Source organism: Pseudovibrio japonicus, assembly GCF_014651595.1.
GTDB lineage: Bacteria > Pseudomonadota > Alphaproteobacteria > Rhizobiales > Stappiaceae > Pseudovibrio > Pseudovibrio japonicus.
Window position 1 is genome coordinate 696,745 of the sequence record NZ_BMXE01000002.1, and the last position, 19,844, is coordinate 716,588.

General features: G+C 52.8%; 17 protein-coding genes. 8 read left to right on the forward strand and 9 right to left on the reverse strand.

What is annotated here, in order from left to right; genetic code table 11:
• Positions 1-18 precede the first annotated feature (18 nt).
• The 6 genes from IE076_RS08005 to IE076_RS08030 all read right to left on the reverse strand — a co-directional run bounded on the left by IE076_RS08005 (position 19) and on the right by IE076_RS08030 (position 5,643).
• A complete protein-coding gene (locus IE076_RS08005; RefSeq protein WP_189436224.1) occupies positions 19-558 on the reverse strand; it encodes a translation initiation factor 3 in 540 nt (179 codons plus the stop codon).
• A gap of 11 nt (positions 559-569) precedes the next feature.
• Positions 570-1,070: a metal-dependent hydrolase gene (locus IE076_RS08010; protein ID WP_189436225.1), complete on the reverse strand. Its 501-nt coding sequence runs from the start codon at positions 1,068-1,070 to the stop codon at positions 570-572.
• Between the two features lie 106 nt (positions 1,071-1,176).
• On the reverse strand, positions 1,177-2,295 hold the full coding sequence (locus IE076_RS08015; RefSeq protein ID WP_189436226.1) for a class I SAM-dependent methyltransferase: 1,119 nt from the start codon (positions 2,293-2,295) through the stop codon (positions 1,177-1,179).
• A gap of 135 nt (positions 2,296-2,430) precedes the next feature.
• The gene (gene rlmN / locus IE076_RS08020; RefSeq protein ID WP_371871472.1) at positions 2,431-3,693 is read right to left on the reverse strand and encodes a dual-specificity RNA methyltransferase RlmN; all 1,263 of its coding nucleotides are present in this window, start codon (positions 3,691-3,693) and stop codon (positions 2,431-2,433) included.
• A gap of 297 nt (positions 3,694-3,990) precedes the next feature.
• The gene (locus IE076_RS08025; protein WP_189436378.1) at positions 3,991-4,470 is read right to left on the reverse strand and encodes an invasion associated locus B family protein; all 480 of its coding nucleotides are present in this window, start codon (positions 4,468-4,470) and stop codon (positions 3,991-3,993) included.
• 612 nt (positions 4,471-5,082) lie between these two features.
• A complete protein-coding gene (locus IE076_RS08030; RefSeq protein WP_189436228.1) occupies positions 5,083-5,643 on the reverse strand; it encodes an RNA methyltransferase in 561 nt (186 codons plus the stop codon).
• Between the two features lie 171 nt (positions 5,644-5,814).
• On the opposite strand from IE076_RS08030, the gene IE076_RS08035 reads away from it, so the two are divergent.
• Positions 5,815-6,789 carry an NADPH:quinone oxidoreductase family protein gene (locus IE076_RS08035; protein ID WP_189436229.1) on the forward strand — a complete coding sequence of 325 codons (975 nt, stop codon included), beginning with the start codon at positions 5,815-5,817 and terminating at the stop codon, positions 6,787-6,789.
• 63 nt (positions 6,790-6,852) lie between these two features.
• On the opposite strand, the gene xth is transcribed toward IE076_RS08035, so the two are convergent.
• Positions 6,853-7,656 (reverse strand): exodeoxyribonuclease III, encoded by an 804-nt coding sequence (gene xth, locus IE076_RS08040; protein ID WP_189436230.1) that lies wholly within the window; start codon positions 7,654-7,656, stop codon positions 6,853-6,855.
• 671 nt (positions 7,657-8,327) lie between these two features.
• On the opposite strand from xth, the gene IE076_RS08045 reads away from it, so the two are divergent.
• Positions 8,328-9,491, forward strand: coding sequence for an SH3 domain-containing protein (locus IE076_RS08045; protein WP_189436231.1), 1,164 nt, complete (start codon positions 8,328-8,330; stop codon positions 9,489-9,491).
• A gap of 100 nt (positions 9,492-9,591) precedes the next feature.
• On the opposite strand, the gene IE076_RS08050 is transcribed toward IE076_RS08045, so the two are convergent.
• Positions 9,592-10,572, reverse strand: coding sequence for an MBL fold metallo-hydrolase (locus IE076_RS08050; RefSeq protein ID WP_189436232.1), 981 nt, complete (start codon positions 10,570-10,572; stop codon positions 9,592-9,594).
• Positions 10,573-10,679: 107 nt separating this feature from the next.
• Here IE076_RS08050 and IE076_RS08055 point away from each other — a divergent pair, with 107 nt between their 5' ends.
• Positions 10,680-11,618: a LysR family transcriptional regulator gene (locus IE076_RS08055; RefSeq protein ID WP_189436233.1), complete on the forward strand. Its 939-nt coding sequence runs from the start codon at positions 10,680-10,682 to the stop codon at positions 11,616-11,618.
• Positions 11,619-11,649: 31 nt separating this feature from the next.
• Here IE076_RS08055 and IE076_RS08060 read toward each other — a convergent pair whose 3' ends face one another.
• Positions 11,650-13,647: an ethylmalonyl-CoA mutase gene (locus tag IE076_RS08060; protein WP_189436234.1), complete on the reverse strand. Its 1,998-nt coding sequence runs from the start codon at positions 13,645-13,647 to the stop codon at positions 11,650-11,652.
• 299 nt (positions 13,648-13,946) lie between these two features.
• Between IE076_RS08060 and ccrA the strand changes: the two genes are divergently transcribed.
• From ccrA to IE076_RS08085, 5 genes are all read left to right on the forward strand, one after another.
• Positions 13,947-15,242, forward strand: a complete 1,296-nt coding sequence (ccrA, locus tag IE076_RS08065; protein ID WP_189436235.1) for a crotonyl-CoA carboxylase/reductase — start codon at positions 13,947-13,949, stop codon at positions 15,240-15,242.
• Between the two features lie 583 nt (positions 15,243-15,825).
• A complete protein-coding gene (locus tag IE076_RS08070) occupies positions 15,826-16,851 on the forward strand; it encodes an ABC transporter substrate-binding protein (RefSeq protein ID WP_189436236.1) in 1,026 nt (341 codons plus the stop codon).
• Between the two features lie 105 nt (positions 16,852-16,956).
• Complete coding sequence (locus IE076_RS08075; RefSeq protein WP_209008977.1) at positions 16,957-17,814, forward strand: ABC transporter permease; 858 nt, start codon at positions 16,957-16,959, stop codon at positions 17,812-17,814.
• A gap of 9 nt (positions 17,815-17,823) precedes the next feature.
• Positions 17,824-19,089, forward strand: coding sequence for a quaternary amine ABC transporter ATP-binding protein (locus IE076_RS08080; protein ID WP_189436238.1), 1,266 nt, complete (start codon positions 17,824-17,826; stop codon positions 19,087-19,089).
• Between the two features lie 155 nt (positions 19,090-19,244).
• Positions 19,245-19,757, forward strand: a complete 513-nt coding sequence (locus IE076_RS08085; protein ID WP_189436239.1) for a CAP domain-containing protein — start codon at positions 19,245-19,247, stop codon at positions 19,755-19,757.
• The last annotated feature ends 87 nt before the right edge of the window (positions 19,758-19,844 follow it).

Below are 19,844 nucleotides of genomic sequence, written 5' to 3' on the forward strand. Positions count from 1 at the left end.
GAGCGCTTGTGATAGGCTTCAGGATGCTGGGGTCCGGGGTGGTTGTTTGTCGATGTACCAGCCGCCCGACGCACTTCCGGCGATGAGCCAGTAGACGAAACCGGCGATGAACCCTGCTGAGGCTGCAACTGTTGAGCCGGGGCGCAGGCCTTCAGAGGGCGGTGTTGGCGTTGCTGGAACAGAATATGTGAGGATGCTGCCTGCTTCGTTTGATGTGTAGAACAGGTCGGCAGGAAGGGCTCCTCCGACGCCCCACAGAACCAGCGCAATGATGCCACCTGCGGAGACATGGTAGACAACGCCGCGCCATCTCATCAGCTCTGCAAAGCCGATTGCGAAACCGCTTGGGATGAGTGAGAGCGCGCCAATGATGCTTGCGGAGATGATGGTGCTCCACGTGATTGCTATCAGCTGAATGATGTCAGTCTCCGGCCCGCTTTGTACGCTCAGAGTTCTGACAAAGCCCCACGACAAGAACAGGCCCGCAGCAATGATCGCGAGTGAGAAACCAAGAGCAATTCTGAGCAACTGGATGAAGAGCTTGGTTCCGTCGATCATTATTCAGTCCTTTATGTCTGCCTTTGGCGCGTCCGTGCATGGTTTGCCAAGAATGTACCAAGAGCTATTGAGCAGATGGCAATCTCAATTGCAAATGTCCAGTGCAGCACGAAGCTCCAGATGTAATTCTCGTAGATAGCTGGGATCTGTACCAGTTCAACTTTTAGGTTTGAGAATGGTGCAAGCCAGAGGACAGGCGCAGCAACGCTATCAAGGACCATATGGACCAAGCTACCAATGCTGAGGCCAGCGAACGCGAGAGCAATACGGGGCCTGAGACGGAACAGAAGCAGCGAGATAACAAGGAGTATGAGCCACGTGATTGGCCAGTGAGATGGGTAGTACCTGTGATGGGTGCTTTGATTATCAACAAGATAGAAGTAGAGCAGGTCCGCGTCAGGTAGGATACCGCCGATTGATGTCCATACAACGAGTTGCTTGGTTTTTAGTCCAGATAATCTGGTTGCGGCCTTTCCGAACAGATAGCCAGCAGGCAGGTGAGCAATAAACATACTTAAAACCTATGCGATATGGAAACGCCGCATAGCTTCAGTCGCAACTAAGGCGAGAGTTTGCGTTGTCTCAGTAATTTCTGGAAACTGAACAAGAAAAGCCTTCCTAGTTTCTCTCCGTTCTCGTCAACAGCATTGCGACGCTGATGAAGTGGAACTGATAGAGGTGAGGTGCTTCGCGGATGAGGTCTTCGGCGCGGGTGTAGATGCTGTCAAGGAGAGAGGCGGTGTTCGGCGTGTCTACCAGAGCATGTTGTAGAGCGGTTTCGGAGAAGGCTCTGAAGAAGTTGACCAGTTGCTTGGCGTAGGCAGCAGCATCGTAGTCTTGTTTGAACTGCTCAACGAAGGGAATGGGGACTTCGTAGCATTCTGTTTTGTCTAAGGTAAAGAGATTGGACAGGACGCCACTGTCTGGTTTTACCGGTTCCATAAGTTCATCGAGATTACGTAGGTAGACTGGATGGATGTAGCGTTCGTAGGCATCCTGTGAAACTTCGCGTGTCTCGACATGGTCTCTCAAGGCATTATCAAGAGCATCAATGGTCCCGTCTGCGGTTGAGACCTGGTCATTCCGCGCAAATTGCTGAAGCAGGAGCTTGCCCCCTGTCACGAGTTCATTTGCCCGAACCTCAAGGAAGTTTTTCAGATCTCGCTGTGCTTGCTCCTCAAAGATCTTCTTTTCGTGCGCCGCGATTGTACTGCGTGTTGCCTGGCCACTGGGGCCGTTTGGCAAAATGCAACCGGGAAGACGGTCTATCGGAAGCTCTGAAAAGAAGCCGACGGTATTAAAAGATGTCGCCACATGCACAGAGTTGGTTGGGAGAAGTTGGTTGTAGATTGATCCAGCAACAATGCCTCCAAAAACAGAGGGATCTGTATATGGAGACTGCTCGCGGTTACCTATTACATGCAGCAAAGTGGTGTAATTGTTGCTTGGCAGGTCACAATGGATGGCTTCGACAGATCTTTTGGAGTGCTTGTGCGCCGCCCCGACCAGCTGGTTCATGATCTGTATGGAATTTGCACCTTCCGAACATCCAAAATCGACAAAGCGCAGGGCGCTGGTTGAAACCGGCACATCCAGACCCGCAACTGCCTCATGCAGCCATGGATAAACATAGGCAATCGTAGCTCCTTGTGGAGCGGAGTTCTCATTATAAAATCCACCGGCTTTCATTCCAATCACGGTTGCTTTTTTCTGGGTGGGCGTTGTCTTTTTGATCATGGTGTCGAGGTCCGGTTCAACGTCTGTGCTGACGTTACGGTAACCTAACTCTCTGCACAGGAGATGAACGGCATAAAAAAGGCCGGCACTCCTCAAAAGCACCGGCCTTCTTGCTTAATTCTTGTTGTAGATCGGTTAGGCGTTGCCCTGGGCTTGCGCTTTCTCCAGAGCTTCGCGTTCTGACTTGCGGAGGCGCTCGGAAGCTGACTTCAGCTGACCGCAGGCGGCGAAGATATCGCGGCCGCGTGGTGTGCGGATCGGCGATGCGTAGCCAGCGCGGTTTACAACGTCTGCGAACTCTTCGATCTGTTCCCAGTCAGAGCACTCATAGGGAGAGCCCGGCCACGGGTTGAACGGCAGCAAGTTGATCTTTGCCGGAATGCCTTTGAGCAGCTGTACGAGCTGTTTTGCATCATCCAGACTATCGTTGACGCCTTTGAGCATGACGTATTCGAACGTGATGCGTTTTGCGTTGGACAGGCCCGGATAGTCGCGGCACGCCTGCAGCAGCGTTTCCAGGTTGTACTTCTTGTTGATTGGCACAAGCTCGTTGCGCAACTCGTCGTTGACCGCGTGCAGGGAGATGGCCAGCATACAGCCGATTTCATCGCCTGTGCGTGCGATTTCTGGCGTAACACCAGACGTTGACAGGGTGATGCGGCGCTTGGAAAGGGACAGGCCATCACCGTCGGAGGCGATCAGCAGTGCTTTTTTGACGTTTTCGAAGTTGTAAAGAGGCTCGCCCATGCCCATCATCACGATGTTGGTGATGCGGCGACGGTTGGATGTGGTTGCGTCCAGCCCGCCTTCGGGGGCGTCTGCATCAGGGAAGTCGTTGAGACGATCTTTTGCGAGCATGAGCTGCGCCAGGATCTCTTCGGCTGTCAGGTTGCGGACCATTTTCTGCGTGCCGGTGTGGCAGAAGGTGCAGGTGAGGGTACAGCCAACCTGAGAGGAGATGCAGAGCGTGCCGCGATCTTCTTCCGGAATGTAGACGGTTTCCACTTCAACTGGCTTGCCAGCCCCGCGAGACGGGAAGCGAAACAGCCATTTGCGGGTGCCATCTACGGAAACCTGTTCTGTTACGATCTCCGGGCGTGCAATTGTGAAGACGACTCCCAGCTTTTCGCGCAGGTCTTTGGAGACGTTGCTCATCTTGCCAAAGTCAGAAATGCCGCGAACGTAGAGCCAGTGCCACAGCTGGTTGACGCGCATGCGGATCTGACGTTCAGGGACACCGACTGCAGCAAGGGCATTGCCGAGTTCTTCACGGTTCAAGCCGATCAGAGACGGTTTTTCTTCCTGCACAGGAATAGTTGCAGGAGAGGGTTTTGCTGCGCTGGTCGCCGCCGGATCAGCGGATTTGTGCGCGATGTCTAACGATACCGCCATGGTCATTCACCAGTTGTTTTTAGATGCTCGGCTTTAAGCTTATGTTCATTGCGTATTTAGCTTCGGAGAATGAGCCTCACTCTCCGACAATACGATATAGCAGTGAAAATGGCAGGTCGTGATGACCTGTTGCCCGCTGCCCCAAAATGCGAGAGGCGGTCGCCAGTAGCAACCGCCTACGTATTCGGCACGCTTATAGCCGAAATCGCCGAGTTTGAAAATCCCAGATCTCAAATTGCATGACGGCAAGCTGGCGTCAGCAAGAGATCTTCGCAAATTCAAACAATTTTATGTGCCAAAGCCTTACTGACAGGCGCTGGTTGCGTCTCTTACAGAAGCGGTGATGCCGCTCAAAGAGAACTTGTAGGATGTTTGTGTGCCACGAGCGGACTCGCCAGAAATAGACATGTTGTTGCCTGCTTTCATGGCGTCGACCAAGCGCTTTTCTTCGGCAGCGTTCTGTACCCATGCGCCGTCACCTTTGGTGAACATGGTGAACTGCTGACCATCCACATCGGTCGTTACGAGGGAGCCTTCTTTAAATGGATAACCCACTATAAAGCTTGGCTCATCGGTAACGCCTTCACTTGGACGGGTAGACACGAAGAAGAAAACTTCGCCGTGGTTTCTATCAGTCGGCAGTGACTGTTCTGGTGCGGAAATCGCGTAACACACCTTACCACCGTTCTGGGTGTTAAAGGTGTAAGTTGCCCACTTACCATTTTCTTTTAGGAGGGCAGGAGACTGCGCACTTGCAGTCGCGCCCGAGATACCAAGAGCCATTAAGGCAGTTATCAGGATACGTGCTTGCATCTTCTCCAAACCGCGTTGCGTACGACAAAATCTGAGATTCTGTGCGAAAACCCATAAAACTTAATGTTAGGGTTACTTTAAAGATGGTTACAAAAGGGTTGATACCCTGCTTTTACGGAGGCAATTTTTTTTATGCCTTTGGACCGCGCCATGAATGCTGGCACTAAAAATCTGGCGGGAGTGTGGCACGCACAGCTATAATATCAAGCGCAAAGCCATAAGTGGTTTTTCGCTTTAATTGGTAAGAGGCAGTAGATGTGCAAGATGATTGAGAAATGTATTTAACGCACTAGTAAATAAGAGGTAATCGCCTTTAATGAGCCAGATTTTTTGAGGCTTTTTTCAAGAGGGATACAGCAAATTTTTAATAAAAAAATATGGGTATCTTTCCACATAGTGTGCACAGATTGAGTTAAAATGCTCGGTGTGTGGGCAGGGGGAACTACAATTTTGCCATGTGGTGGGTTCACTTGCGGAAGAGTAAATTATCATAAAAATTTAGGTAATGAATTTGCCATGAGCCGGAATGAGGGGTGCCGTTTGAGGTTTTCGCCCTGAATTGGCACTCCCGCTTCGAATCATTCAAGACTTGTCTTTAAATCCGGGAATTTCTCGACCGCTGCGGAAAATTGGGGCGCCGTGGACATGCTCTAGGAGCGGGTCCTTCGGTGCGCCTGCAGTCAAAGAGCGTTCGGCGTACTTTCCGTGTGCCATGTAGCGATCATACAAAACCAAGGCGGCAGCGACACCAACATTCAAACAAAATTTGGTTGGGATTTTGACGATGTAGTCGCAACGCTCCTGCATCTGCTGGGAAAGGGAGCCGCGTTCCGGGCCTAGTATATAAGCGGCCTGAAGTGGGTGGCCGAAGCTTGGTAACTCGATTGCGTCGTCTGTGAGCTCAACACCCACTAGTTTGCAACCGCGTGGAAACTGCATGTCGTCAACTGAATTCCAGGCAAAGTAAGGCAGGTGGTCGGGGCTCTTGGAGGTGTCTGCCTTCATGGCATGACCAAGACCTTTAATGTGCGCGTCGACTGTAAAAAAGTAACTTGCTCCGAATGCATGGCCAGTCCGCATCAGGGTGCCAACATTCATGGATTTGGAAAGGCCTTCAGAGCCAATAGAAAAATAACCGCGCATGCCCAGTTGTTCTCATCGTTGAAGTTGTGGGCTTCATACCTCCAACTGCAGTGTCCTCGCAAGGGGACGGCGCCATATGTGGGCTTTAATCGCAAACTAACACCAATGGCGGTTTTGAGCTTTCAGCAGGCCCTGTGTAATTTTGGGGGAGAAGAGAGAGGACCGCAATTCATGAAAGCTGTTATCTGCAAAAAACTCGGGGGACCGGAGGATCTGGTTATTCGGGAGCTGGAAGATCCGAGTGCGGGAACCGGGGAAGTGTTGGTCCGCGTGAAGGCAGCAGCACTTAATTACTTCGACACCCTGATCATTCAGGGCAAGTATCAGTTCAAGCCAGAGCTACCCTTTTCACCTGCCGGCGAGATGGCCGGTATTGTCGAGGCCGTTGGAGAGGGCGTCTCGCGCTTTAAAGTGGGGGACCGGGTAGCGGCCTATGCAAGGTGGGGCGCCGCAAGGGAGTTATATGTAGCTCATGAAGATGAGTTGGTGCTCGTTCCGGAGACGGTCTCGCTCAAGCAGGCAGCAGGTTTGTTCATTACCTTCGGTACAGCGATGCATGGCTTGCGCAGCCGGGCGCATTTGCAGCCGGGTGAGACGGTTGCTGTATTGGGCGCTTCGGGTGGAGCGGGTCAGGCCGCCGTTGAAGTTGCAAAGCTGATGGGGGCCCGTGTGATTGCTTGTGCGTCTTCGGAAGACAAGCTGGTGCATGCGCGCGAGTGTGGTGCGGATGAGCTGGTGAATTACTCAGAGGGTGAGCTGAAGCAAAAGCTGAAAGACCTGACAGGCGGCAAAGGGCTCGACGTTGTTTATGATGTCATTGGTGGCGACTATTCAGAGGATGCGCTGCGGGCAACTGGTTGGCGCGGGCGGTATCTGGTTGTTGGCTTTGCCTCGGGGACTATTCAGCGGATTCCGGCGAACCTTGCCTTGCTGAAAGGCTGTGACATTCTTGGTGTGTTTTGGGGCGAGGCTGTGAGGCGGGAGCCAGAAGAGCATCACAAAGACTGCGAGCAGTTATTTAAATGGGTCGCTAACGAAAAGTTGAAGCCGTATATCCATGCGGAATATCCGCTGGAAGAGATTGCGAAGGGGCTGGAGGATATCTCCAGTCGCAGAGCCAAGGGTAAGGTGCTGCTTATCCCCTGAGACGAAAAAAGCGGGAGGTGACTCCCGCTTTTTTGGATCTGTTTGAGGCCCTGTTTTGAGAGGTTAGGATTCCAGAATTGCCATGACCGGTGCGTGGTCAGATGGCTTTTCCCAGCCCCGTGCATCACGCAAAATGTGAACGTCCTTGGTATGCTGTGCTGTTTCCGGTGTCATCCAGACATGGTCGAGACGGCGGCCTTTGTCGGAGGCAGACCAATCCTTGGCGCGGTAGCTCCACCAGGTATAAATCTTCTGGTCCAGAGGCATATGCTTGCGCATTGTGTCAACGTAGTTGCCAGCCTCACGTACTTCTTCAAGGCGCTGACATTCCAGCGGTGTGTGAGATACGACTTTGATAAGCTGTTTATGAGACCAAACGTCATTCTCGTAAGGGGCGATGTTCAGGTCGCCAACAACGATTGACTGATCGTCGAAGCCTTTGAACCAGCTTTCCATTTCGTCGAGGAACTGGAGTTTGTGGGCGAACTTGTCGTTGACTTTAGGGTCCGGCACATCGCCGCCTGCCGGGACGTAGAAATTATGGATGCGCACCTTGCTACCGTTGAAGGCAACATCGGCTGCGATATGGCGGGTGTCGCCCATCTGGCAGAACTCTTTGCGCTCGACATTCTCCAGTGGCACGCGGGAGAGAAGCGCAACGCCGTGGTAGCCTTTTTGGCCGTGTACCTCTACGTGGCGGTAGCCCAGCTTGTTGATTGCTGCAGTCGGAAAGCTGCCATCGGGGCATTTGGTTTCCTGCAGGCACAAGACGTCTGGGGCATGGTCAAGTAACATTTTCTCGACGATCGGAAGACGGAGGCGAACGGAGTTAATGTTCCACGTTACGATTTTGAGGCGGTTCGTCATTGGGGCGTTTTTACCTGCTTTGGAGAATCACGCCTCAAACCTAAAGCTCAGGTGAGTTGATGGCTATAAAAACTGATATGAGCAACGACTTTGTTCACGTTATATTCCCAGAGCAAGAGGTAAATTCTTCGTAAAACCCGACGTTTTGCGGAGAAATGTTGTTAGGTACTTGCTGTCACCCTTTTCTTGTTTGCGCTGCCTAAAACGTTTTGGTCAGCACATGAATTAGGACTAGGGTCAGATGAAATACGCAGTGTTTATAGGCTGTTGTCTCGGGGCGGGTGTTGTCGCCCAAACCGCGAGTGCAAATGGTCTTTTAATGCGTTCTGGATCTGGTGATCTTCCGGGGTTCCGAGAGGTCCAGTTTAATGAACGCTCTAATATTATTCCTCCAATAAAGCCTTTGGATCGTCCAGTTGAGCCGGGAGACAGTTTGCGACCGGGACAAGCGCAGCCATATTTGCCGGTGCCGCATGATGCAAACAGGCCTCGATTCAATCCACCGCCTGGGGCTTATCCTCCGGGATCCGCGCGCGCGGGATCTTTACCTCCACCAGTCCCTGACCCTACAGGCCCATTACAACAAGCACCTGCAATTACCGGTCTTCCGCCCGTAGGCAGCCCACCGGCTGCATCAAGATTTGGCAGACCATCCCATGGAGGGCCTTCTTATGGCAGATAATACTTCTAAGCGGCGGAAAAGAGCCGGCATAAAAACATTCGGTCGCATGGTTGCAGGATTGTTTATCCCAGCAGCGCTTCTTTATTCAACTTCTGCTCTGGCACAATATAACTATGAGGCCTATGCGACTACCGACGTAAATATGAGGACGGGTCCTGGCACAAGCTATCAAGTCATCACAGTCGTTCCTGCAGGTGCTCCTGTTTATATCGAATCCTGTACCCAAAGCGGGTCTTGGTGTGATTTGACGTATGACGGTGTTCCGGGGTGGGTCTCAGCCAGCTATCTTTCATACGCTGGAGAAGGACAATATTATTCCCAGCCAATCCCTTATGTGGCGCCTCTGATTGGGCTTCCGTTTATCTTCCGGAGTTATCCGATCTATCCGTTCCCGCGATTCCACCGGTTCCGAAGACCTGAATTCTTCCATGGTCACCGTCCCGGTCGCCCTGGCTTCGGTTCTCGTCCCGGTCGTCCAGGTTTCCATCCTGGTCGTCCTGGTCCTGGTCGTCCTGGTGGCGGTCGTCCCGGTCGTCCTGGCGGTCCCGGTGGCCCTGGCGGTCCCGGTGGCCCTGGCGGTCCTGGCGGTCCTGGTGGTCCCGATGGCCCAGGTGGTCCGGGTGGTCCTGGTCCTGGAGGCCCTGGTGGTCCAGGTGGTCCTGGTCCGGGTGGTCCAGGTGCCGGTCCTGGTGGTCCCGGCGGTCCTGGCGCTGGCCCTGGACGTCCCGGTGGCGGTCGCCCTAATATCGGACCTCGCCCTGGTGGTCCCGGCGGTCCTGGCGCTGGCCCTGGACGTCCCGGTGGCGGTCGCCCTAATATCGGACCTCGCCCTGGTGGTCCCGGTGGTCCTGGCGCTGGCCCTGGACGTCCCGGTGGCGGTCGCCCTAATATCGGACCTCGCCCTGGTGGTCCCGGCGGTCCTGGTGCAGGCCCTCGTCCCGGCGGTGGTCGCCCAAGCATCGGTCTTGGTGGCGGCGGTCGGCCTAGTGTGGGTCGTGGCGGCGGCGGTCGACCGCCGAGTGTGGGCGGCGGCGGCGGCGGCAGGCCTAGTATGGGTCGCGGTGGTGGCGGTCCTCGTGGCGGCGGCGGTGGCGGTGGTCCCCGTGGCGGTGGCGGTGGTCACGGCGGTGGCGGTGGTCACCGAGGCCGCTGATACCAGCCTGCATTTGATTGCACGCCGAATTTGCCGACAGCTCCCAGAGCTCCGGCAGGAAACAAAAGAGCTCACGAGGTACCTCGTGAGCTCAATTTCTTTAAAGCGTATGTTGCCAACTGGCTTCATGATAGGCGTAGGCGTCGCCAATCTTGCGCACATGCCCGAGGCCGGGGAAGTCATGGTGGATGCCAATCACTGGTGTTCTGTCTGCTGAGACGCGATCCAAAATATTACGCCGTGTTTGGCGCGCCATTTCCTGATCGATGTCGTATACAATCGTCCAGTCCGGGTTAGCGAACTGAAGGGCTGAGGAATTGATCGTATCGCCCCAGATCAATACCTCCTCATTGTTGGAATGAATGCGGATACCCATGTGTCCGGGTGTATGACCGGGGAGCGCGACTGCATCCAGCCCCTTGATGAATTCGCCGTCTTTGCTGATGAGTGTCCTGCGGTTTTCATAGGGCTTTGAGACCGTCTGGGCGAGATCAACGAAATGCTGGAGTTCTTTGGGGAACCGTGAGCGTGTGCCATCGTTGTGCCAGAAGTTGTATTCGTCCTCGTTGACGATGAATTCTGCGTTCGGAAAGAGCCTCTCTCCTGCTTTGGAGACCAATCCTCCGACATGGTCGATATGCAGATGCGTCAGAACGACGGCGTCCACATCTGCTGCGTTATAGCCCGCCGCCTTCAGGTTCTGATGGAAGCGGCCCAACGTTGGCCCCATTAGATCGGCGGTGCCGGTATCGACGACCACTAGTTTGTTACCGGTGTTGATGAGATACCCGTTTACAGAGATAGACATGTCCTCTGTGTTGGGGCTTTGGAAGTTCTGCCTTAGAGTTTCTTGTGCAACTTGCTGGTCAAACCCTACAACCAATGACGGGTTTAGCCCTAAATGCCCGTCCAGAATGGCCGTTACTTCTATGTCCCCCACCGAGAAGCGATAGAGGCCTGGAACTTGTGTTCCAAATTTGGGCGCTGCTGCAAGGGCGAGAGAGGATAGGGTCGCTGCAAGTGCGCCAGCGCTTGCAATGGATGCAGTTGCGGATAAAAAGGATCGGCGTGAAATTGTCATTGTAGGCTCCTCGTTTACAAGCGATGGGAGCAATATTGTTGGCTTCCTACTGGAAGTGCAGAGGCCCAAGTCTTATCTTGGCTATAAGCAATGCTTATGGGGTGGTTATGGATCTTCTGAATTTGCTGGAGAGTTTTGTTCGCGTCATCGACCATGGGTCGCTCAGTGGTGGTGCGCGCCAACGCCATATCAGCCAGCCAGCCATGAGTCAGCAGTTGCATCTGTTGGAAGCGCAGGTGGGGCGTGAACTTGTCTTCCGCACGAACAAGGGCGTTAAGCCGACTGCCGCAGGTAAGATTGTTTACGACCATGCGCAGAAGATGCTTCGCCAGAGTGCTCAGATGTTTGAGGAAGTTCAGGAGCAGGCGGCGGCGGAGAGCGGTTCGTTTGTCGTCTCAGTTTCCCAGCCAATGGGCAGTGACATCATCACTCCGCTTATCTTTGATCTTCGGAGGCAATATCCGGATCTGTCGATCTCTATCAGGATGGAAGACGATTTGATTGATGTTGTACGAGACGATATTGATCTGGCGATACGTACTGGCGTGACAGGTGATACCTCAGGCATCACGCGGAAAGTGGCGATTTCTGAGACCTGCTTGGTGGCAAGCGCTGACTACGTTTCAAAACATGGCGTTCCGCAGGTTCCGGAAGACCTTTCTGATCTCAAGTACATTCAATACCGCAATGAGAAACCGGTGAATTCTCTTCAGCTTTTCCGCGATGGAAAAAAGCATGAGGTCGGCGTGTACTCTGAATTTGCCGCTGGGCATCCGCAGGTGATGGTGCAAGCCTTGCTGAACTCCATCGGCTTTACCCGGATGCCCCTCTTTATGATGCGCGACTACGTGAAAACTGGTCAACTGCAGCGCCTGCTTCCTGACTATGAGTGTGAGGAGAAGCCGGTCTATCTTGTTTACCCCTCCCGCGAAGCGATGACGCGGAAGGCTGAGATTTTTATTGAGGCGATGCTGGAGCGATTCCGAGGTGCGCATGGCATCCGCCTGGTTGGGCAAAAACCGGGTCAGCTTGCCCAACCTGTTTGATCACTTGCAGCTCAAATATGTGCCTTTCGGCTCAAACCGTCTCATTGATCCGCTCGTCCACGATGCGGACAATGTCTGACATGATGTCTGTTAGGTGGAAGTCCTTTGGCGTGTAAACCGCTGCGACACCTGCCTTCTTCAGCTCATCCGCATCTTCTGTCGGAATGATGCCGCCAAGGATGATCGGGATATCCTCCAGGCCGTTTTCCTTCATCTTTTCAATTACATCCTGAACCAGTGCCAGATGGGAGCCGGACAAGATGGACAGGCCGATGACGTGCACGCCTTCTTCCAGTGCCGCATTGACGATCTGTGCTGGTGTGAGGCGGATGCCTTCGTAAACAACTTCCATGCCGCAATCACGCGCGCGCACGGCGATCTGTTCAGCGCCGTTGGAGTGACCGTCCAGGCCCGGTTTGCCGACGAGGAATTTGAGGCGGCGGCCCAGCTTCTTTGAGAGGTCTGCGACTTTCTGCTGAACGTCGGCGAGGTTTTCGTTGTCGTCAGGCGCTGCTTTGCCCACGCCAGTTGGGGCGCGGTACTCGCCGAAGACTTCTCGCAGGGCGGCGCCCCATTCTCCGGTGGTTGCGCCGGCTTGAGCTGCTTTGATGGATGCTTCCATGATGTTGTTGTCGGAGGAAGCTGCTGCTCGCAGGTCCTGAAGCGCGGCCTGAACGGCGTTGTCATCACGCTCGGCACGCCATGCCTGAATGCGTTGGATAGCTTCTTCTTCCACATACTCGGGCACGGTAAGAATGCCGCCGTCTTCGTCAGAAGCCAGCGGAGATGGCTCGGTTTCGGTCCACTTGTTGACGCCAACCACGATCTGTTCGCCAGATTCGATGCCTGCCAGACGTTTGGAATTGGACTCAACGAGCTTTTGCTTCATGTAGCTGGATTCAACGGCTGCAACTGCGCCGCCCATTTCTGAGATGCGAGCCAGCTCTTCTCTTGCCTGTTCTTTCAGGACTTCAACTTTCGCTTCAATTTCTTTTGAACCGTCGAAGATGTCTGCGTATTCCAGCAGGTCGGTCTCGTAGGCCATGATCTGCTGCATGCGCAGGGACCATTGCTGGTCAAACGGACGCGGCAGGCCGAGTGCTTCGTTCCATGCAGGAAGCTGTACAGCGCGGGCGCGGGCGTTTTTGGACAGAACGACGGCTAGCATCTCGACAAGAATACGGTAGACGTTGTTTTCGGGCTGCTGTTCTGTCAGGCCCAATGAGTTGACCTGTACGCCATAACGGAAGCGGCGGTAACGCTCTTCTTCAACGCCGTAGCGCTCACGGCAGATTTCGTCCCAGAGCTCTGTGAACGCGCGCATCTTGCACATCTCGGTGATGAAGCGCATGCCGGCATTCACAAAGAATGAGATGCGGCCAACGAGTTTTGGAAAATCACTTTCTGAGATGACACCAGAGGCACGTACATTGTCCAGAATTGCGATGGCCGTTGCGAGCGCAAAGGAGAGTTCCTGTACGGGCGTCGCTCCGGCTTCCTGCAAATGGTAGGAACACACATTCATGGGGTTCCATTTGGGCATATTCGTGTAAGTCCATGAAATCACATCAGTTGTGAGACGCATGGATGGAGCTGGCGGGAACACATAGGTTCCGCGGGAGAGGTACTCCTTGATCAGGTCATTCTGTGTGGTGCCTGAAAGAAGAGAGCGGGCGGCGCCCTGTTCATCGGCGGCAGCCACGTACAGCGCCAGCAGCCATGGTGCTGTGGCGTTGATCGTCATGGAGGTGTTCATGCGCTCCAGCGGAATCTCGTTGAAGAGCGTGCGCATATCACCCAGATGGGAGACGGGGACACCCACCTTGCCGACCTCACCGCGCGAAAGTGGATGGTCGGGGTCATAGCCTGTCTGTGTTGGAAGGTCGAATGCAACAGAAAGGCCCGTTTGACCCTTTGCAAGGTTCGTGCGGTAGAGCCGGTTACTGTCTGCAGCGTTTGAATGTCCTGCGTATGTGCGGAACATCCATGGACGGTCTTTTGTTGCGTCATTAGGTGAACCGGTACTCATCTTCTCTTGCCTCCCTGATCCTGCCTGCATTTTATATGGGGCAAGATCTCAATTCTGCCCACACCTTTGCATAGGTTCTGCTAGTTGGTGCAATGCAACATTAGGGGAAGTATTCCTCACAAGTTAAGCAATAGTTGTATATATTTTGCGAGTTTTTTGTAATGATAATTCTGAGATGGCCGATATTGACAGGTTGTATTGTTTTGCGTTGCAGCAAATAGTGGATTGGAAGCGTTAGCAGTGATCTTGCTTTCACTCTCATGAGGGAAGGGCGCAACGCAAACTTGGAGGAGAATATCATGAGTTCCGTTGCACGGGTTATCGAAGCTGGGTCAGAGGGAGGCTCTGAGTTCAAGGACCTTTATGAGATTGGTGAAATCCCACCGCTGGGACATGTTCCGAAGAACATGTGGGCGTGGACCATTCGCCAAGAGCGTCATGGTTCCCCAGACACAGCGATGGTCAAAGAAGTGGTGCCGACTTGGGAGTTGGACAGCCACGAAGTGCTCGTTCTGGTGATGGCAGCAGGCGTGAACTACAATGGCGTCTGGGCGGCCCTTGGTGAGCCGATTTCTCCGTTGAACGTGCATAAAATGCCGTACCATATCGCTGGATCTGATGCTTCCGGTATCGTTTGGGCCGTGGGTTCCAAAGTGACCCGCTGGAAAGTTGGCGATGAAGTTGTCGTGCACTGTAATCAGGACGATGGTGACGACGAAGAATGTAATGGCGGTGACCCAATGTTCTCCAGCTCCCAGCGGATCTGGGGCTATGAGACGCCGGATGGATCGTTTGGGCAGTTTGCACGTGTGCAGTCGCAGCAGTTGATGCACCGTCCTAAGCATCTGACTTGGGAAGAGAGCGCTTGTTATACGCTGACGCTGGCAACGGCTTTCCGCATGTTGTTTGGCCATGCGCCGCATGAGCTGAAGCCGGGCCAGAATGTGTTGGTCTGGGGTGCTTCCGGCGGACTGGGCGTGTTCGCTGTGCAGCTGATTGCCGCGGCAGGGGCGAACGCAATCGGGGTGATTTCCGATGAGAGCAAGCGCGAATACGTGATGTCGTTGGGCGCAAAGGCTGTCATCAACCGGAAAGACTTTGATTGCTGGGGCCAGCTGCCGACGGTGAATTCACCTGAGTATGACAATTGGCTCAAGGAAGCGCGTAAGTTCGGTAAGGCGATCTGGAACATTACCGGTAAGGGCAATGACGTGGACATGGTGTTTGAACACCCTGGCGAGTCAACGTTCCCGGTTTCCAGCCTTGTTGTGAAGCGTGGTGGCATGGTGGTGTTCTGTGCGGGGACGACCGGCTTTAACATCACCTTTGATGCGCGTTATGTGTGGATGCGTCAGAAGCGCATTCAGGGGTCTCACTTTGCGCACCTGAAGCAGGCCAGTGAAGCGAACAAGTTTGTGATCGATCGCCGTATCGACCCTTGCATGAGTGAAGTGTTCTCATGGGAGCAGATTCCGCAGGCTCATATGAAGATGTGGAAGAACCAGCATGCACCTGGAAATATGTCGGTTCTGGTGTGTGCACCGAAGACCGGTCTGCGTTCCCTTGAGGATGTTATGGAAGCCATTGAAAGCTAATCGGGCTTAATCAGGTTTAGTAAAGGAAGTTGGTACGTTTCTGCGGCCAACTTCCTTTTTTTTATAGTTTTTGCGTTCTGATTTTTTATTGAACGACTATTCAATATAGAAGAATAGTAAGATCCTTTTCTCTGCGTTAAATGTTTTCATCTGTACGATTGTTCAGTCCCATTGGTGTTTATTTTTATATTTAGTTTTACTTATAAATTACTTGAATTTAGATGGGTGAATTTGTGCTGAAGAAAGTCTAAAATAGTTGTTTTGCTTCGGTAAATTTTTTTTCTCTTAATTTGTGTTTTTGCCGATCGTAGTAAGGCGATTTTCAAGTGTTATAACTTCATATTTAATGTAATTATAAAGTAAATTCTGATGGATCTATTTTTTGAGGGCATCCTGAGGATATATCTAAGTTGACAGGCACTTTAATATATCTATTTTTAGCTATGCAGTTGATACACTGATCATAGTGTGTCCTGTGTTTAATGAGTTTTTGACTTGGTGTCGCGGCCAGAACGACAAGCTGTCCTTGTCAGCTTTTCTCTCTGACCGGCCCAAATTGTGTTTTGGTTGTTTGGAGGCCTATGTGTTGAATTTTAAGTCTGCTCTCGCTGCGTGCGTGGTTGCATTGCCTTTTGCTGTGTCCTCAGCAGAAGCAGCAGATCCTGTTTGTGAGATTGATCGCCCGATTGTATTTGCTGGTTTGGATTGGGATTCCAACGCATTCCACAACTCGGTTGCTCAGTTCATTGCTGAAAAAGGGTATGGCTGTGAGACAGATGTTATTCCTGGCTCCACTATTCCGCTCCTGAACGGTATGGCACGCGGTGATATCGATGTGACCATGGAAATCTGGCCTGACAACGTGACTGAAGCGCTTGCTGAAGGTCAGGAGAGAAAGCAGTTTGTTGACCTTGGCGTAAACTTCCCAGATGCGACGCAGGCTTGGTTTGTGCCGAAGTATCTGGTAGAAGGTGATGACGCACCAGCGAAAGGCCTGAAGTCTGTTGCTGACCTGCCAAAATACAAAGACGTGTTTGCTGATCCAGAAGAGCCAGGCAAGGGTCGTTTCTATAATTGTATCGCTGGTTGGGGCTGTGAGGTTATCAACTCCAAGAAGCTGAACGCCTACAAGCTGAACGAAACTTACGTAAACTTCCGTCCAGGTACCGGCGCTGCGTTGGCTGCGGCGATTGAGTCCAACCTCCGCCGCAAGAAGCCAATCTTGTTCTATTACTGGGGTCCAACCTGGGTAATGGGTAAGGTTATTGACGATCTGGTTCAGCTGGAAGAACCTGCATACAACAAGGAAATCTGGGATGAGCTGTCCGATGAGACTGATCCGTCTAAGGTGACCAGAGCCGTGGCATACCCGCTTTCTGCGACACACGTTTACGTCAACACAGAATTCCACGAAACAGCACCTAAGCTGGTTGAATTCCTGACTGCTTATGAGACCACCAGTAACGATGTTTCCAAGGCTCTTGCCTTCATGCAGGACACAGGTGGAACCACCGATGATGCTGCGGTTGAGTTCCTGAAGACCAACGAGGAACTCTGGACAAACTGGGTTCCAGCTGATGTGGCAGAACGAGTGAAATCTGCTCTGTAATCTTACAGGCATCTCACTGTTTTTGAAAATCTTCGAATAAGAAGCGATCACGGGACCTGTTTCCGTGATCCTTGCTAAGAATAAGAGGATCACATGGCTTTCGACGTGTTTCCCGATATTGGGAAACCTATCCGAACTTCCACAAATGAGCTGGTTGACTTTCTCGTCGTGAATTACGGCGATGGATTTGAAGCCTTTTCCAACTCCATCCTGTTTTTGCTTGTACGACTAGAGCGAGTTCTGCGCAGTGCCGACCCTGTCGTTATCTTGGTCTGCGTCGGGTTGATCACCTTTGCGGCGAGTCGACGTTGGGGCCTTAGCGTGGCGATGGTCGCTGCAATGTGGTTCATTGGTGCGCTTGGCCTTTGGGAACAAGCGATGCAGACCGTGGCAATCTTGCTCGTTGCAGTGCTGATCTCTGTGGTGATCGGTGTTCCGCTCGGTATTATCTCTGCGCGTTCTAATCGGTTCAGATCTTTGCTGAATCCAGTACTGGACTTGATGCAAACGATCCCGAGCTTTGTTTACCTTATTCCGGCAGCCATGCTGTTTGGCCTGGGTAAGGTTCCGGCTATTCTGGCGACAATTATCTATGCCGCTCCTCCGCTTATCCGTCTGACAGACCTTGGTATTCGGTATGTTGATGAGGAAGTTGTTGAGGCGAGCCGTGCCTTTGGCGCGACGCGCTGGCAAATCCTTAAGGGTGTTCAGATTCCGCTCGCGCTTCCATCCATCATGCAAGGTATTAACCAGACCATGATGATGGCCTTGGCTATGGTGGTTATTGCGTCCATGATTGGTGCACGTGGTGTCGGGGAAACCGTTCTACTGGGATTGCAGCGAAATGATGCTGGGCAAGGATTGCTTGGCGGCCTAGCGATTGTTGCGCTCGCGGTTGTGTTTGACCGTATCACACAATCAGCCGGACAACGGATGCAGGCGCATCGCAAGGTAACAGGGTAAGGCGCTGAGATGGCACTAATCGAAGTACAAAACATAACCAAGATTTTTGGTAGTGCGCCTAAAAAAGAGCTCGCAAAGGTCAAGAATGGTATGGGCAAGGAGCAGCTGCTCGCTGAAACCGGCCATACCCTTGGTTTGAACGATGTTTCTCTTAGCATTGAGAAAGGCGAGATCTTCGTGATCATGGGCCTTTCCGGTTCTGGTAAGTCTACACTTATCCGCCACTTCAACCGTTTGATTGATCCTACCGACGGACACATCTTAGTTGATGGCATGGATGTTATGGGGCTTTCCAACAAGGAGTTGGAAGACTTCCGCCGCCATCGTATGTCCATGGTTTTCCAACGCTTCGGCCTGATGCCGCATCGTACCGTTCTTAAGAATGTTGCGTACGGTCTTGAAGTACAGGGCATTGCAAGGGCTGAGCGTGAAGCAACAGCACGCAAATGGATTGAGACCGTTGGTCTTGCTGGTTTTGAAGACCAGTACCCAAGCCAGCTTTCCGGTGGCATGCAGCAGCGTGTTGGACTTGCGCGTGCGCTGGCAACGGATTCGGACATCATTCTGATGGATGAAGCATTTTCTGCGCTTGATCCGTTAATCCGCTCGCAAATGCAGGATCAGTTGGTTGAACTGCATGAGAAGCTACACAAGACCATTGTGTTCATCACGCACGATCTGGATGAAGCTTTGCGTATTGGCGACAAGATTGCCATCCTGAAAGATGGTGTTCTGTCACAGGTGGGTACACCACCGGAGATCCTTCTTGAACCAGCTGACGACTATGTGCGGGCGTTTGTTCGTGATGTGAACCGCGCTCGGGTGCTCACCGTTGGTACTGTGATGCAACCACCAGCATTGCGTATTACCCATGACAATATGGAAAAAGCACTGGCTGACATGCGTCGTAATGACGAAGACTTCGGCTATGTGGTTGAGGATAAAGAGTTCCGCGGTGTTGTCACTCAGGAAGCTCTGGCTGAGGAAGTCGCGAAACAGGGTGAAACGCCTTCGCTTTACGCGTTTGCTGATGATAGCAGTGTTGTGGAGCTGGAAAACACTTTGGAAGAAGCTCTTCCAGCCACATTGGAGGCGGATTATCCGGTTCCCGTCGTTTGTGAGGACGGAAGGCTCATGGGCGTCTTGAGCTCTGAAGAGATGGGCAGCGCGCTGACGCCTCCTGACGAGCTTGAGAATGGTGAGACTGAAGACGCAGCTAACAAAGATGCGAGCGGTGAACCAGCCAAAGCTGATGTGTTAAAAGAAGCATCCTGAATACTTTGTCAGGACGTTAGGAAGGCCGGGTAAGACCGGCCTTTTTTGATTGTATCACGTTCACTTGTGTGTTTGCTGCGAGTTTGGGCTTGGCTTGCCGGAATTTGCCGATAGGGTGGCACGGAGATTCTAGATTTGCTGAAAAGTGGTATTGTATGAAGAAGTTTCGCGGTGGCGGTATTGCCCTGGTTCTTGCTGTTGGACTGGCGCTTGTTGGGTGTGTGAACACTGATGAAACACCAAGCTATTACCAAAATCTGGAGAGTCACTCTGCGCAGATCGACGGAAACGTTGTGGCTTCAATGATTTCCAGCTACCGCGCGCAAAAAGATCGCCCTCCGGTTTCCATCGATCCTACTCTGACACGGATTGCGCAGGCTCAGGCTGACGGGATGGCCCGTGCCGAGGATGTGAATGCTGCGCGCAAAGGGAACCTTCGGCTTTCTGTTTTGATGAATGAGGTAGGGCAGGGTGATGTGCCTGCGGTCAATAACCTAAGCGCGGGTTATCGCAGATGGGCGGAGGCCTTTTCTGGCTGGCGTGACTCGCCAAAGCATAATGCGGTGATGTTGGATGCGGAGGGAACCCGCATCGGGATTGCGACGGCTTATGCGCCGGGATCGAAGTACAAGGTTTTCTGGAGCCTTGTGGTTGCTGGGCCGCGCTAAATCTCAGCTCTCCTTGGATTAAGGGGCGACCAAAGGCCAGTATCTCATTGGGTGGTGCAGCGATAAACTCTCCTTGATTTTCAAATC